The following is a 15,487-nucleotide window of genomic DNA, read 5'->3' as shown; positions in this document are numbered from 1 at the left end:
AGAGGAAAAAGAAAATGAAGAAAAGTAGAGGAATTGCAGTGCTGCTTCTGACAGCAATTGTCACAGTATTCTTCTGCTATGTGGCTGCGGTAGGCATTGGTCCTACAGGAACAGGTTCGGCTAAGAATATCAACACCGGACTTGATCTTGCCGGCGGTGTCAGCATCACATACCAGGCTAAGGACAGCAATCCGAGCAAGGAAGACATGTCCGATACTGTTTACAAGATGCAGCAGCGTGTTTCTCAGTACAGTACTGAGGCACAGGCATATCAAGAAGGTTCCAACCGTATCACCATTGAGATTCCAGGAGTATCAGATGCAAATGCGATCCTGGAAGAACTTGGAAAGCCAGGTTCTCTGTATTTTATCGATCAGACAGATGCAGACGGAAACCAGAATTTTACAACAGGAAACAGTGAGAGCGGATACGTTCTTGCAAGAAGTATTGAGGATATCCAGAAAGCCGGATCTGTTGTACTGGAAGGTACAGACGTTGCAGACGCTGAGGGAGGTGCTTATCAGGATTCATCCACAAGCTCCCAGAAATATGCAGTCAGTCTGACTCTTACAAAGAATGGAAAAACCAAATTTGCGGAAGCTACCAAGGCAAATGTTGGAAAGCAGATCGCAATCGTATATGACGATCAGGTTTTAAGCGCTCCGAATGTAAATGAGGAGATTTCCGGCGGAAAAGCTCAGATCACCGGAATGGCAAGTACAGAAGAGGCACAGAATCTTGCTTCTTACATAAGAATCGGTTCCTTAAGTCTTGAGCTTACCGAGCTTCGTTCCAGCGTAGTTGCTGCACAGCTTGGTGAAGAAGCCATCGCAACAAGTGTAAAAGCCGGAGCGATCGGTCTTGTGATCGTTATGCTGATCATGATCATCGCATACCGTATCCCAGGTCTGGTTGCATCTGTTGCACTGGTTCTTTATACAACCTTAATGCTGATCACGCTGAATGCCTTTGATATCACCCTTACGCTTCCGGGTATTGCAGGTATCATCTTGGGCATTGGTATGGCAGTGGATGCCAATGTTATCATCTACGCCAGAATCCGTGAGGAGATCGCGGCAGGCCTTTCTGTCCATGCAGCGATCAAAAGTGGATTCAGCAAAGCGTTTTCCGCTATTTTTGATGGAAACATCACAACACTGATCGCGGCTTGTGTGCTGATGTGGCTTGGCTCCGGTTCTGTTAAGGGGTTTGCCTACACGCTGGCAATGGGTATCGTGATCTCCATGTTTACAGCACTGGTTATATCCAGGCTTGTTATTAATGCGGTATACGCAATTGGTGTTCGTGACCCGAAATTCTATGGCATTGCCAAGGAACGTAAGGTTGTGGATTTCGTTGGAAAGAGAAAAATCTTCTTTGCTGTTTCCATTATCCTGATCCTTTGCGGACCTGTAGGAATGCTGGTCCACAGTAATGTGATCGGTGACAAAGCCATGAATTACAGTCTGGAGTTTTCCGGCGGTACTTCTACCAATGTAACCTTCAATAAAGAGATGGATATCAAGGAGATCGATTCCGAGGTAACACCGGTTGTTGAGGCAGTGACAGGTGATAAGAATGTACAGCCGACCAAGGTGCAGGGAACCAATCAGGTAGTGATCAAAACACGTTCTCTGGATCTTAAGGAACGAGAAGCACTGAATAAGGCATTGGAGGAAAATTTTGATGTAGATACAAGTCTGATCACATCGGAGAATATTTCCGCTACTGTCAGCAATGAGATGAGAAGAGACGCTATCGTAGCGGTTATCGTAGCTGCGATCTTCATGCTTCTTTACATCTGGTTCCGTTTCAAGGATATCCGCTTTGCAAGCAGTGCAGTACTTGCACTTCTTCATGATGTCCTGGTCGTACTTGCGTTTTATGTTATTTCCAGAACATCTGTGGGAAATACATTTATTGCGTGTATGCTGACGATCGTAGGTTATTCCATCAATGCTACTATTGTCATCTTCGACCGTATCCGTGAGAATATGAGAGGCAGAAAGAAAGTTGAGGATGAGAAACTGAAAGAGATCGTAAATACCAGTGTTACAGAAACTCTGACACGAAGCATTTACACATCCCTGACAACATTTGTAATGGTTGCAATTCTTTATGTAATGGGTGTTTCCTCAATTAAAGAATTTGCAGCACCGCTGATGGTAGGTATCATCGGTGGAGCATATTCTTCTGTATGCATCACTGGTGCTCTGTGGTACACCATGAAAACATTCAGAAAAAATCGTGTTGCAGCACCGGCAGCTGCAGCAGCTTCCGCAAAGATTTCTTCCGAGAAATCTGAGAAAAAGGTAAAACAGCCATCCGGACAGCAGACAGCTCAGCAGCAGCCGAAGAAGAAAAACCGTAAAAGAGTTGCCGAGCGCCTTGCAGCGCAGGAGGCAGCAAAGCAGCAGAATGATGAGGAGAAATCTGAATAAAATTGCTGAATAACAGAAACGTTCCGTACCGGGAAAGAATATTTCCTGGCGGAACGTTTTTTTTGTGTGGCATAAAAAACTTGCAGCTATGCAGGAGTATGAGTTACAATACGGTTATTGTGTTGCTTTGAAGAAAGAAAGCGGCAAAGCATCAAGGAGGAAACAACATGGAACGATGGGTTGTTGCTGCAAAACGGGCGGATTTTGCGGCAATTGGAAAAGAGTTCGGAATTGATCCGGTGATCGCCAGACTGATCCGAAACCGGGATGTACAGGACAGGGATGAAATTCGCAGATATCTTTATGGAAAGGTGGACGAACTGGCTTCTCCGCATTTGATGAAAGATGTGGATAAGGCAGTGGAGATCCTGCGGAATAAAATAAAGGAAAAAAAACGCATCCGTATTATAGGCGATTATGACATTGATGGGGTAGTATCGACCTTCATTCTGATCAAAGGACTGAAGCGTGCAGGAGCTCTGGCAGATACATATATTCCGGACCGTGTGGCAGACGGATATGGAATCCATGAGCACCTGATCGAAAGAGCAGTGAATGATGGGATTGACGTAATTGTTACCTGTGATAATGGAATTGCGGCGTACAATGAAATCACTATGGCTAAAGAGAAGGGAATGACGGTGATAATAACCGATCATCATGAAATTCCCTATAAAGAAACGGAAGATGGAAGAGAACTGATCCTTCCGCCGGCTGATGCCATTGTAAATCCAAAACAGCCGGACTGTAATTATCCAGAGAAAAGATTGTGCGGAGCAGTTGTTGCGTTGAAGCTGGTGACAGCTCTCTATGAGGCATGCGGGATTCCGGAAAAAGAGCTGGAAGATTTTCTGGAATTAGGAGCCATTGCCACAGTGGGAGACGTGATGGATCTTCAGGGTGAAAACCGCATCCTTGTAAAGGAAGGTCTGAAACGACTTTCCCACACTTCTAACAAAGGTCTCCGTGAACTGATCCGTGCCAATGGCCTGGAGGATGGGCCGATCACTGCCTATCATGTAGGGTTTGTGCTGGGACCATGTATCAATGCCAGTGGAAGACTGGATACCGCTGCACGTTCCCTGAAACTGCTCTGTGCGGAGACGGAAGATGAAGCAGCAAAACTTGCCGGTGATCTGACTGCGTTGAATCAAAGCAGAAAAGCTCTCACGGAAGAGGGAAAGGAAGCAGCGATCCGTATTGTGGAAGAGACAGAAATCGGACAGGACAGGGTTCTTGTGATCTATTTACCGGACTGTCACGAAAGTCTGGCCGGAATTATTGCGGGACGTATCCGGGAAAAGTACAATAAACCGGTCTTTGTTCTGACAAAAGGTGAAACAATGGTGAAAGGCAGCGGACGTTCCATAGAAAGCTATTCCATGTTTGAGGAACTGGTAAAATGCGGAGATCTGATGGAACAGTATGGCGGTCATCCTATGGCGGCAGGATTATCTATTAAAGAAGAAAATGTGGAAGAGTTCCGCAGACGGTTAAACGAAAACTGTACTCTGACAGAAAGGGATCTGGCTCCAAAGATCCTGATCGATGTGCCAATGCCGGTTTCCTATATAAATAAGGAACTTGTGGAAGAGATATCCCTGCTGGAGCCTTTTGGAAAGGGAAATACCAAACCGATTTTTGCACAGAAGGGACTTCGGGTTTTAAGCAGCCGTATTCTTGGCAAAAATAGGAATGTGGCAAAGCTTCAGCTGTCAGACAGTACCGGCTGTGTAGTGGAAGCAGTATATTTTGGAGAAGCAGATGAATTTGTTGATAGAATAAAAAAATGTGGAAGTATTGCGGTCACATATTATCCTGAGATCAACCGTTATCAGGGAAGAGAGACCTTACAGATCGTAATCCGAAATTATATTACAGAATAACAGGAGAAGGTATCACTAAAATGCAGATCCTGACAGCGAGTAATTGACTGTAAAACAGGAAAGAAGGCTCTGTACTGGGCAATATGCAGTCCAGGGCCTGTCGTAATTCCGCGAGTTCTGTCGGGTTGCACATTGATTCCCTACAGAAAAAGTGCTATACTATCTAACATCTGATTGACAAATTAAACCATTGGAGGTTATTATGAAAAAAATAGAAGAATATGTAAGAAGTATCCCGGACTTTCCAGAGCCAGGGATTATTTTCCGTGACGTTACCAGCGTCCTTCAGGATGCGGATGGATTACAGCTTGCCATTGATTCTATGCAGGATTGTCTGGAGGGTGAGGAGTTCGATGTGATCACAGGTCTTGAATCCAGAGGCTTTATCTTTGGTATGCCGATCGCATATAATCTTCACAAACCCTTTGTTCTGGTCCGCAAAGCAGGAAAACTTCCATGTGAGACCGTTTCCAGAACCTATGAGCTGGAGTATGGAAGTGCAACTATCGAGATGCATAAGGATTCCATCAAGCCGGGACAGAAGGTTGTTATTGTGGATGACCTGATCGCTACGGGCGGAAGCGTGGAAGCAGCCATCAAGCTTGTGGAGGAGCTTGGCGGCGAGGTTGTCAAGGTGGTTTTCCTTATGGAGCTTGCAGGTCTGAAGGGACGTGAGCGTCTCAAAGGTTATAATGTGGCATCTGTGATCTGTTACGACGGAAAATGATTTTTTGTCGGTGGAAGGGGATGTGAACTGTTGTAGTCATACGGCAGTATGAAATTGTGCACAGGCAGGTGGGATTTAATGGCAGAGACAAAAAATACGGAAAAACAAAACATTGAGATACAGAAGGAAGAAGAAAAAAGAGAGTCTGTCCGGAAGGCAGATGCGGCGGTGAAATCCATGCATGATTTTACAAGCCCTGAGGTTCTTTATCAGGAGCTGATAAAAAGTGTGAAGAAATATCATCCGTCTACAGATATTTCCATGATTGAAAAGGCCTATAAAGTGGCCAGTGAGGCACATAAGGATCAGAAACGTAAATCCGGTGAACCTTATATCATTCATCCTCTCTGTGTTGCGATCATCCTTGCGGATCTTGAGCTGGATAAGGAGACCATAGTGGCAGGTCTTCTTCATGATGCGGTAGAAGATACTTGGATGACGTATGAAGAAGTAGAAAAGGAATTTGGTTCTGAAGTAGCGCTTCTGGTAGATGGTGTTACCAAGCTGGGCCAGCTGTCCTATTCCAAGGACAAGGTAGAGGTTCAGGCTGAGAATTTAAGAAAGATGTTCCTTGCAATGGCTAAGGATATCCGCGTTATCCTGATCAAGCTTGCGGACCGTCTTCATAATATGCGTACCCTGCAGTATATGAGACCAGAGAAACAGCAGGAGAAAGCAAGAGAAACCATGGATATCTATGCTCCCATCGCGATGCGGCTTGGTATTTCCAAGATCAAGGTGGAACTGGATGATCTTTCTCTTAAGTATCTGAAGCCGGATGTTTACTATGATCTGGTAGAAAAGGTTGCTCTTCGCAAAAGCGCCCGTGAGGAATTTGTTAATTCTATCGTGAAACAGGTAAAGCAGCATATGGAGGATGCCAATATCAGGGCACAGGTGGATGGCCGCGTGAAGCATTTCTTCAGCATCTATAAGAAGATGGTCAATCAGGATAAAACCATTGATCAGATTTATGACCTGTTTGCTGTACGCATCATTGTAGATACTGTGAAGGACTGTTATGCAGCTCTTGGTGTTATCCATGAGATGTACAAGCCGATCCCCGGCAGATTTAAAGATTATATCGCAATGCCGAAGGCCAATATGTATCAGTCTCTGCATACAACGCTTATTGGTCCTAACGGACAGCCTTTCGAAATCCAGATCCGTACATTTGAAATGCATAAAACCGCAGAATACGGTATTGCAGCTCATTGGAAATATAAGGAAACTTCCGATGGTAAGAAACCTGGAAAGAGCGAGGAAGAGAAGCTGAACTGGCTGCGCCAGATCCTGGAGTGGCAGCGCGACATGTCCGATAACCGGGAGTTCATGAGCCTTCTGAAAAATGATCTGGATCTTTTTGCGGACAGTGTTTACTGTTTCACTCCCCAGGGAGATGTAAAAACACTTCCCAATGGTTCTACACCTATTGATTTTGCATACAGCGTGCACAGTGCAGTAGGAAACAAGATGGTAGGTGCCAGGGTCAATGGCAAACTTGTTCCTATTGAATATAAGATCAAAAACGGTGATCGTATTGAGATCATAACATCCCAGAATTCTCAGGGCCCCAGCCGTGACTGGCTGAAGATCGTAAAGAGCACACAGGCTAAGAATAAGATCAACCAGTGGTTTAAGAAAGAACTGAAGGAAGATAATATCCTGAAGGGTAAGGACATGCTGAATCAGTATGCCAAGACCAAGGGCTTTAAACCAGGCATATATACCAAGCCACAGTATATGGAATCGGTAATGCATAAATATGGTTTCCGAGACTGGGATTCTGTATTGGCAGCGATCGGACATGGCGGCCTGAAAGAAGGTCAGGTGTTTAACAAGCTGGTAGAAGCCTATGAGAGGGAGCATAAGAAGAATCTTACAGATGAACAGGTCCTGGAGGCAGCTTCCGAATCACAGGAGAAGCTTCACATTGCCAAGAGTAAGAGTGGCATTGTAGTAAAAGGCATTCATGATGTGGCAGTTCGTTTTTCCAAATGCTGTAGCCCGATCCCGGGAGATGAGATCGTAGGCTTTGTAACAAGAGGAAGAGGGATCACCATTCATCGTACAGACTGTGTGAATGTGCTCAACATGCCTGAGATTGACCGGAAACGTCTCATTGAAGCAGAGTGGCAGATGCCGGACAGAGCGGATTCCGAGAAATACGAAGCGGAGATCCAGGTTTATGCAAATAACCGTACCGGACTTCTGGTGGATATTTCTAAGATCTTTACAGAGAGGAAGATCGATCTTCGTTCCATTAACAGCCGTACCAACAAGCAGGAACGCGCCACGATTTCCATGTCCTTTAATGTATGCAGCAAACAGGAACTGAATTCTCTGATCGAAAAGATCCGTCAGGTTGAAAGTGTTCTTGATGTAGAGCGAACAACGGGCTGACCCGATAAACGGAGGAATTTTTATGAGTAAACTTGAAATGCAGCAGTGTGTGCTGGGCCAGGTGTTTACCAACTGCTATTTTCTGAAAAATAAAGAGACCGGCGAACTGATGATCGTAGACCCGGGAGACTATGCAGAAAAAGTTTTTCAGAAAGTATCTCTTATGCAGGGAAAACCGGTGGGGATCCTTCTGACACATGGTCATTTTGATCACATCATGGCTGTAAAGGAAGTGAAGGAAAAATATCAGATCCCGGTTTATGCATGCAGGCAGGAAGAAGCAATGCTGGCAGAGCCCACGATAAATATGACTGCTGTTTATGGAAGTGCCTGTTCAATTAAGCCGGATGTTCTTCTGGATGACGGGCAGATTTTCGAAGCGGCAGGATTTTCCATCCAGATGTTCCACACACCGGGACATACCAAAGGAAGCTGCTGCTATTATATCAAAGACGAAGGTGTGCTTTTCAGCGGAGATACATTGTTTTGCGGCTCTGTGGGAAGAACCGATTTTCCTGGCGGAAGTTCTGCTGAGATCGTAAGAAGCCTTCATAAGCTTGTGGATACTTTGCCGGAGGATACAGAAGTATTTCCGGGGCATGACGCATCCACAACCATTGGTTATGAAAAGAGGTATAATCCATTTGTATAAGATTGGCATTTTGTTTCAGAACAGAGATTTTGAGCATGATGTGTATGAACTGATCAAAGCGTTTTATCCCGGAAATGAGATCGTTTCTCTTTATGAAGAGGATGATGCGGATTATGATATCCGCTTCCGGGTTTCACGTGATGAAGAAGGTTATACCATCAGTTACAACAACGGAATAGAGAAAAAAACAGCTCATGGGGCTGTGATAGAAGGGCAATCCAGTGGAGAAGCTTCGGATGCCCTTATTTCTTGCAATGATGCCCATGATATCCGCAGAAAAAATAAAGACGCGATCAAATACGCCCTGTATCAGATGCTTTCCAAAGCTACAGGAAAGACACTTCCCTGGGGAAATCTTACAGGCATACGTCCTGTGAAAATGGCTATGGGAATGCTGGAGTCCGGAATGAAAAATACGGAGATTGCCAGATATATGAGAGATCAGTATCTGGTAAGTCCGGAGAAAACAGCTCTTGCAGTTACCATCGCAAATCGTGAGCGGGATATCCTGAAAAACATTGATTATGAAAACGGTTACAGCCTTTATGTTGGCATTCCTTTCTGTCCGAGTATCTGTCTGTACTGTTCATTCAGTTCCTATCCGCTGGAGAGATGGCGTAAATATGTGGAGGCGTATCTGGATGCGCTGGTAAAGGAAATCCGGGCTGTTTCCGGGATGATGAAAAACCGGAAGCTGGATACGGTCTATATCGGTGGGGGAACACCTACCACACTGGAGCCGGATCAGCTTCGGAGACTTCTTGGCGCGATCACGGAATATTTTCCCTGTGAGGAGCTGGAAGAATTTACGGTTGAGGCAGGAAGACCGGACAGTATAACCTTGGAAAAGCTTCAGGCGATCCGGGAGTTTCCGGTTACCAGGATTTCTGTAAATCCACAGACCATGAATCAGGAAACCCTGGATATCATTGGCAGACGTCATACAGTAGAACAGACAAAGAATGCGTTTCATCTGGCAAGAAAAGCCGGATTCGACAATATCAATATGGATCTGATCGTGGGTCTTCCCGGCGAAGATATCACAAAAGTGCAGCATACACTGGACGAGGTAAAAGCTCTCGGGCCGGACAGCCTGACCGTACATTCTCTTGCTGTGAAGCGTGCGGCAAGACTGAATATTTTCCGTGATAAATACCAGGAGATGACCTTTGAAAACAATCAGGAGATCATGGATCTGACTATGAAAACTGCCTACGAGATGGGAATGGGCCCTTATTATCTGTACAGACAGAAGAATATGAAGGGGAATTTTGAGAACGTCGGGTATTCTGAGGTTGACAAAGCAGGGATTTACAATATACTGATTATGGAGGAAAAGCAGCCGATCATCGCACTGGGTGCAGGTGGTTCCTCCAAGCTTGTGTTTGATCACGGACAGCGCATTGAGCGTGTGGAGAATGTGAAGGATGTTGTCAATTATATCACACGTATCGATGAAATGATCGAGAGAAAACGCGAGGGCATTGCAAAATGGCTGTAGACGGAAAGGAGAGACGGATCCTTGAAAAGCGTACAGAAGATAAGTGAAACTACGCAGGACCGGATTCTGGAAATGGATCTTTCCGCAGAGCTGAAGCATGGGGTTGTTGTCAGTAACCTTGCCTATGATGTGGCAAAGGAGCTTGGTCTTGGTGAGAAAGAATGTTATCAGCTGGCTATTGCCGGAATGCTCCATGATATAGGCAAGCTGAAACTGGAAGGATACATTAATGGCCAAGAGCAGAATCCGATGGTCATTGAAGAACTGAAGTATGTCCGCATGCACTCCACATTAGGTTATGAGATCCTGAAAGACCAGGGATATTCCGATTATGTTCTGGAAAGTATTCTTTATCATCATGAGAATTTTGACGGCAGCGGTTATCCCAGCAACAGAAGCGGAAAGGATATCCCTATGGGTGCAAGGATCCTGAGAGTATGTGATGTATATGCGGCTTTGAGTATGGACAGACCATATCGGAAAGCTCTGGAAAATGATGAAGTTTTAAGACTGATGATCGATGAGATTAAAAACTTTGACATGCAGGTGTTTCTTGCATTTCAGAGGGTGATTCATAAAGGAGGAAACTATGGCATTAAAAAAGAAACCGGTTACAGGAATGAAGGACATTTTACCGAAGGAAATGGCAATCCGTAACTATGTGATGAATATGATCAGAGAGACGTACGGAACCTTTGGTTTTTCCGCAATTGAGACTCCCTGTGTAGAACATATTGAGAATCTCTGCAGCAAGCAGGGCGGTGAAAATGAAAAGCTGATCTTCAAGATCATGAAGAGAGGCGAGAAACTGAAACTGGATACTGCAAAAACAGAGAATGATCTGACAGATTCCGGACTTCGCTATGACCTGACCGTACCGCTTTCCAGATATTATTCCAATAATGCAAACGAGCTTCCGGCTCCGTTTAAGGCACTTCAGATGGGAAATGTATGGAGAGCTGACCGTCCGCAGAGAGGTCGTTTCCGTCAGTTTATGCAGTGTGATATCGATATCCTGGGTGAGCCGACCTATCTTGCTGAGATCGAGCTTGTACTTGCAACTACAACACTTCTTGGAAAACTGGATTTCCATAACTTTACGATCCGTATCAATGACAGAAGGATCCTGAAGGCAATGGCTCAGTACAGTGGATTCCCGGCAGAGAGCTTTGATACTGTCTTTATTATTCTTGACAAGATGGATAAGATCGGCATCGAGGGAGTTGCAGAGGAGCTTGAGAAAGAGGGCTTTGCGAAAGAGAGCATTGACACTTATCTTGGACTTTTCCGTGAGATCACCAACGATGTTGAGGGTGTCCGTTATATTAAAGAAAAACTTTCTGATGTTCTGGAAGCAGGTATTGCAGAGGATCTTGAAACGATTATCAATACTGTAGAATCTGTAAAAACAGCAGACTTCAAAATGTCCTTTGACCCTACACTGGTACGTGGAATGTCCTATTACACAGGTCCGATCTTTGAGATTTCCATGGATGAGTTCGGCGGAAGCGTCGGTGGAGGCGGACGTTACGATGAGATGATTGGCAAATTTACAGGAAATAATACCTGTGCTTGTGGTTTCTCCATTGGATTTGAGAGAATCGTTATGCTGCTTCTTGAGAGAGGCTATGAGATTCCAACCAAGAATGGCAAGAAAGCATATCTGATCGAGAAGAATATGCCGGCAGACAAGCTTCTGAACATCCTGAAACAGGCAACTGAGGAAAGAAGTGCAGGTACACAGATCAATATCTCTATCATGAAAAAGAACAAAAAATTCCAGAAAGACCAGCTGGCAGCAGATGGTTATACAGAGTATGTAGAATTTTTCAACAGAGACTGAAACCGCCCGTCTGAAAACGGAGATAGCAGAGTAAATTAAAATGACTATGAAAAAAATAGTCAGAGGAGGATAAAGAGATGGCTGAAAGCATGCAGGGACTGCACAGAACTTGCCGATGTGCAGAAGTGACCACAGAGATGGTCGGAAAAGAAGTAACATTAATGGGATGGGTGGCAAAAGCCAGAAATAAAGGAGGTCTTGTATTTGTGGATCTTCGTGACCGTTCCGGGATCATGCAGCTGATTTTTGAGAATGGCAGCATTGACGAGGAAGGCTTTACAAAAGCAGGTAAACTGCGTAGTGAGTTTGTTATTGCTGTAACCGGTACCGTAGAGAAACGTGGAGGAGCAGTAAACGAGAATCTTGCAACTGGCGAGATCGAGCTTCGTGTAAAATCCCTCCGTGTTCTTGCTGAGGCAGATGTTCCTCCATTCCCGATCGAGGAGAATAGCAAGACAAAAGATGAGATCCGACTTAAATATCGTTATCTTGATTTAAGAAGACCGGATCTTCAGAGAAATATCATGATGAAGAGCAAGGTTGCCCAGCTTACAAGACAGTTCTTTACAGAAGAGGGATTTCTTGAGATTGAGACACCGATGCTTGGAAAGAGTACTCCTGAGGGAGCCAGAGACTATCTGGTACCATCACGTGTTCATCCGGGAAGCTTCTATGGCCTTCCACAGTCTCCGCAGCTGTACAAGCAGCTTCTGATGTGCTCCGGATTTGATCGTTATATCCAGATCGCAAGATGCTTCCGTGATGAGGATCTTCGTGCTGACCGTCAGCCGGAGTTCACACAGATCGATATGGAGCTTTCCTTTGTTGATGTAGACGATGTTATCGATGTTAACGAGAGATATCTTGCATTCCTGTTCAAAGAAGTTCTGGATATCGATGTAAAACTCCCGATCCAGAGAATTACCTGGCAGGAAGCTATGGATCGTTTTGGTTCCGACAAGCCGGATATGCGTTTCGGTATGGAACTTCATGATGTCAGTGATATCGTAAAAGACTGCGGATTTGGTGTGTTCACAGGTGCGCTTGAGAACGGCGGAAGTGTTCGTGGTATCAATGCAGAAGGTCAGGGCGCAATGCCGAGAAAGAAGATCGATAAGCTTGTTGAGTTCGTAAAAGGTTATGGTGCAAAAGGTCTTGCATACATTGCCATTGCAGAGGACGGAACCAGAAAGTCTTCTTTCGCCAAGTTTATGACAGATGAAGAGATGGATGCTCTTGTAAAAGCTATGGACGGCAAGCCGGGAGATCTTCTTCTTTTTGCAGCAGATAAGACAAAATTGGTATACGATGTACTGGGAGCACTCCGTCTTGAGCTTGCAAAACAGATGGATCTTTTAGATAAAAATGAGTATAGTTTCGTATGGGTAACAGAGTTCCCGCTTCTTGAGTGGAGCGAGGAGGAGAACCGTTTTACAGCAATGCACCATCCGTTCACCATGCTTATGGAGGAGGATCTTCCGCTTCTTGACACAGATCCGGGAAAGGTTCGTGCAAAAGCATACGACATCGTTCTTAACGGAAATGAGATCGGCGGCGGCAGCGTGCGTATCCATCAGGATGATATTCAGGAAAGAATGTTTGAGGCACTTGGCTTCACAAAAGAAGCTGCACATGAGCAGTTCGGATTCCTTCTGGATGCCTTCAAATATGGAGTTCCGCCACACGCAGGACTTGCATATGGCCTTGACAGACTTGTTATGCTTATGGCAAAGGCAGATACGATCCGTGATGTTATTGCATTCCCGAAGGTTAAGGATGCCTCCTGTCTGATGACTCAGTCTCCTAGCCAGGTAAGTGAGGCACAGCTTCATGAGCTGGGACTTGACCTTGAGCCGCAGAAAGAAGAGGAAGAATAAAAGATCATGCAGCCGACAATCTATACATTTCTGATCGTTTGTCCACTTGTATTTCTTGCCGGATTTGTAGATGCTGTAGCAGGCGGGGGAGGACTGATCTCCCTGCCTGCTTATCTTTTGGCCGGAGTTCCTGTACATAATGCTGTTGCCACCAACAAGCTGTCATCAGCAACAGGAACATTGATCTCAACTGTCCGTCTGTGCAAAAATAAATTTGTGGACTGGATCCTGGTGCTTCCATGTATTCCAATGGCGCTTCTGGGATCTTCCATAGGAGCTCACCTTGCTCTTATAGCCAGTGATAAGCTCCTGCGTTATATGCTGATCCCTGTTCTTCCGGTGGTTGCTTTTTATGTGCTGCGCAAGAAAAATATGGATGAGAAGGGTGGCGAGATCGCCAGAAAAAAACAGATCCTGCTCTGTGCCGTATGCTCTCTTGCTGTAGGATGCTATGATGGCTTTTATGGACCAGGAACAGGAACTTTTCTCTTGCTTTTGTTTACAGGATTGGGAAAAATGAGTGTGGCAAAAGCTTCCGGTACCATGAAGGTTACCAACCTCTCTTCTAATGTAGCGGCTCTTGTTGTATTTCTGCTCAGCGGAAAGATTGTGATCATGCTTGGAATTGCAGCGTCAGTGTTCTCGATCGCAGGACATTATACCGGTGCAGGTATGGTTATGAAAAACGGAAGCCGGATCATACGGCCTATTATTCTTATAGTCCTTGCATTGCTTTTTATAAAGATCATATCCGGAATATAAAAAAGAAGAATATAAAAAACCCGTGAAGATCACGCTTTCCTGTCAGAGAAAGCAGATATTCACGGGTTTTCTAGCTTTTATTCTTTATTCGTTATCTTCGGTAGAATCTTCAGGAACCGGTGAAGCGGTAAGAGTTCCGAAGATGGCATTGCCCAGTTCGGTACCTGCATTCTCAAGCTTCCAGGATGCACCATCGTTTGTGAGATGGAAGGTAGCAGTGGCAGTTATGGTTGCCTGATTATTCCTGATACTGTCCAGAAGCAGTTCATGTGATTTGTTGTAACGCTTCTGGGAACCGTCGATCACTGCATCTGCAGAAGCCAGATAAGTATTCAATTCTTTTTCGTACTGTGTAAGAATGGAATTACTGTCAAATGTGGTAAGCTCTGCGTCCACCTCAGCAAGATATCCGGAAACAGAGGTGCTTGATATTTTGTAGTTAAAACAGGAGTGAAACTGTTCCATAAGGGCAGAGGCAATGGCGTTTTTTGCCGAATCTGAAGTGTTCAGAATGGAATCCAGCCCTAAATAATTAGCCATCTGCTTTACATCCATTTCCTGAAGCGTTTTCAGATAGACGGTAAGCGTTTCGGCAGGCGGCACAAGATCAGGATCGGACAGATAGGTGATAAGGCCACCGACCAGATCATTTTCGAGAGAGGAACTGTGCGTAATCTCCCAGTCAGGTTCTGAAGAAGATCCAAGATTGTTTAGTTGGATGGAAGTATTGCGTTCTGCAGAACTGTACGTGTTATTCTTGAGAAGCTTGTACAGGAGCAGATAACGCTGCTCCAGGGAATTTCCGTTATCATTTTCTTTACCGGAGGCGGTTTCCAGTATTTCTTCCTGAAGGCTTGCAGAAACAAAATCACTGGCAAGAGCCTCAGCATCCAGAGTAGTAAGCTTAAGCTGTGCAGAAGCATTTTTTTCGTCGCTATCAACGGATATACCCAGGATTTTGTAATCGAAATTCTGAAAGAAGAGAGAAAATACTTCTTTTATGTCAGCAGAAAGCTTTGTGCTGTCATCAGAATCCGGAAACAGTTCCTGATAGGATATGTACTGCATGGTTGTTTCAGAGTCCAGATTTTTAAGAAGATCCAGATCTTTTTTGATCGCCTTCTCCGCATGAGCTTTGGCCGACTGGGAGCAGCTACATAAAAAAACTGAGAGAAGAATGATCATCAAGAAAGCCGGCAGATGTTTCACTGTCTTCATATTGTTCTTTCCTTTCAAAAAAGTTATATTATAACATTCTAGCAGATAAAGCACTGAAAGTCAAAATATCGCAAAAATGGAGAAATTAAGCCTGCAAATAAAAAGTCAAGGCTAAATTGAAAGAACATTGAAAATTTTATACAGGTTGAAAATTGGGTATCAAAATAAGACCACCAC

At 44.7% G+C, this 15,487-nt stretch carries 11 protein-coding genes; 10 read left to right on the top strand and 1 reads right to left on the bottom strand.

The features are described 5' to 3' along the window. Window positions 1-14 precede the first annotated feature (14 nt). From secD to ACTNDQ_RS12165, 10 genes are all read left to right on the top strand, one after another. The gene (secD, locus tag ACTNDQ_RS12210; protein WP_288787153.1) at window positions 15-2,441 is read left to right on the top strand and encodes a protein translocase subunit SecD; all 2,427 of its coding nucleotides are present in this window, start codon (window positions 15-17) and stop codon (window positions 2,439-2,441) included. A gap of 167 nt (window positions 2,442-2,608) precedes the next feature. Next, entirely contained in the window at window positions 2,609-4,327 is a 1,719-nt protein-coding gene (recJ, locus tag ACTNDQ_RS12205; protein ID WP_441064730.1) for a single-stranded-DNA-specific exonuclease RecJ, read from the top strand. 202 nt (window positions 4,328-4,529) lie between these two features. Then, window positions 4,530-5,054, top strand: a complete 525-nt coding sequence (locus tag ACTNDQ_RS12200) for an adenine phosphoribosyltransferase (protein WP_021650378.1) — start codon at window positions 4,530-4,532, stop codon at window positions 5,052-5,054. Between the two features lie 78 nt (window positions 5,055-5,132). After that, window positions 5,133-7,457: a RelA/SpoT family protein gene (locus ACTNDQ_RS12195; protein ID WP_015524639.1), complete on the top strand. Its 2,325-nt coding sequence runs from the start codon at window positions 5,133-5,135 to the stop codon at window positions 7,455-7,457. Window positions 7,458-7,479: 22 nt separating this feature from the next. Then, entirely contained in the window at window positions 7,480-8,109 is a 630-nt protein-coding gene (locus tag ACTNDQ_RS12190) for an MBL fold metallo-hydrolase (RefSeq protein WP_288787157.1), read from the top strand. Further along, complete coding sequence (gene hemZ / locus ACTNDQ_RS12185) at window positions 8,081-9,610, top strand: coproporphyrinogen dehydrogenase HemZ (RefSeq protein ID WP_092068856.1); 1,530 nt, start codon at window positions 8,081-8,083, stop codon at window positions 9,608-9,610. The genes ACTNDQ_RS12190 and hemZ overlap by 29 nt, the downstream gene beginning before the upstream one ends. A 21-nt stretch (window positions 9,611-9,631) precedes the next feature. Next, the gene (locus ACTNDQ_RS12180) at window positions 9,632-10,267 is read left to right on the top strand and encodes an HD-GYP domain-containing protein (RefSeq protein ID WP_021650382.1); all 636 of its coding nucleotides are present in this window, start codon (window positions 9,632-9,634) and stop codon (window positions 10,265-10,267) included. After that, window positions 10,200-11,453 carry a histidine--tRNA ligase gene (hisS, locus tag ACTNDQ_RS12175; RefSeq protein ID WP_114002783.1) on the top strand — a complete coding sequence of 418 codons (1,254 nt, stop codon included), beginning with the start codon at window positions 10,200-10,202 and terminating at the stop codon, window positions 11,451-11,453. Before ACTNDQ_RS12180 ends, hisS begins: the two co-directional genes overlap by 68 nt. A 77-nt stretch (window positions 11,454-11,530) precedes the next feature. Continuing rightward, on the top strand, window positions 11,531-13,330 hold the full coding sequence (gene aspS / locus ACTNDQ_RS12170; RefSeq protein ID WP_278794987.1) for an aspartate--tRNA ligase: 1,800 nt from the start codon (window positions 11,531-11,533) through the stop codon (window positions 13,328-13,330). A gap of 6 nt (window positions 13,331-13,336) precedes the next feature. After that, window positions 13,337-14,092 (top strand): sulfite exporter TauE/SafE family protein, encoded by a 756-nt coding sequence (locus ACTNDQ_RS12165; protein WP_021650384.1) that lies wholly within the window; start codon window positions 13,337-13,339, stop codon window positions 14,090-14,092. A gap of 84 nt (window positions 14,093-14,176) precedes the next feature. Here the strand turns inward: ACTNDQ_RS12165 and ACTNDQ_RS12160 are convergent, their stop codons facing one another. Beyond that, window positions 14,177-15,310 carry a hypothetical protein gene (locus ACTNDQ_RS12160; protein WP_441064729.1) on the bottom strand — a complete coding sequence of 378 codons (1,134 nt, stop codon included), beginning with the start codon at window positions 15,308-15,310 and terminating at the stop codon, window positions 14,177-14,179. Window positions 15,311-15,487: the final 177 nt, after the last annotated feature.

The organism is Blautia massiliensis (ex Liu et al. 2021) (genome assembly GCF_052064225.1).
Classification (GTDB): Bacteria; Bacillota; Clostridia; order Lachnospirales; family Lachnospiraceae; genus Blautia_A; species Blautia_A fusiformis.
The sequence above is the reverse complement of the archived record's forward strand: the minus strand, read 5'-3'. Positions and strand labels throughout refer to the sequence as shown.

What these genes read in the sequence shown, in the direction of transcription:
- secD (WP_288787153.1), top strand. Translation starts at nt 15, where the DNA reads ATGAAGAAAAGTAGAGGAATTGCAGTGCTGCTTCTGACAGCAATTGTC.
- ACTNDQ_RS12195 (WP_015524639.1), top strand. Translation starts at nt 5,133, where the DNA reads ATGGCAGAGACAAAAAATACGGAAAAACAAAACATTGAGATACAGAAG.
- ACTNDQ_RS12165 (WP_021650384.1), top strand. Translation starts at nt 13,337, where the DNA reads ATGCAGCCGACAATCTATACATTTCTGATCGTTTGTCCACTTGTATTT.
- ACTNDQ_RS12200 (WP_021650378.1), top strand. Translation starts at nt 4,530, where the DNA reads ATGAAAAAAATAGAAGAATATGTAAGAAGTATCCCGGACTTTCCAGAG.
- hisS (WP_114002783.1), top strand. Translation starts at nt 10,200, where the DNA reads ATGGCATTAAAAAAGAAACCGGTTACAGGAATGAAGGACATTTTACCG.
- ACTNDQ_RS12190 (WP_288787157.1), top strand. Translation starts at nt 7,480, where the DNA reads ATGAGTAAACTTGAAATGCAGCAGTGTGTGCTGGGCCAGGTGTTTACC.
- ACTNDQ_RS12160 (WP_441064729.1), bottom strand. Translation starts at nt 15,310, where the DNA reads ATGAAGACAGTGAAACATCTGCCGGCTTTCTTGATGATCATTCTTCTC.
- recJ (WP_441064730.1), top strand. Translation starts at nt 2,609, where the DNA reads ATGGAACGATGGGTTGTTGCTGCAAAACGGGCGGATTTTGCGGCAATT.
- aspS (WP_278794987.1), top strand. Translation starts at nt 11,531, where the DNA reads ATGGCTGAAAGCATGCAGGGACTGCACAGAACTTGCCGATGTGCAGAA.
- hemZ (WP_092068856.1), top strand. Translation starts at nt 8,081, where the DNA reads ATGAAAAGAGGTATAATCCATTTGTATAAGATTGGCATTTTGTTTCAG.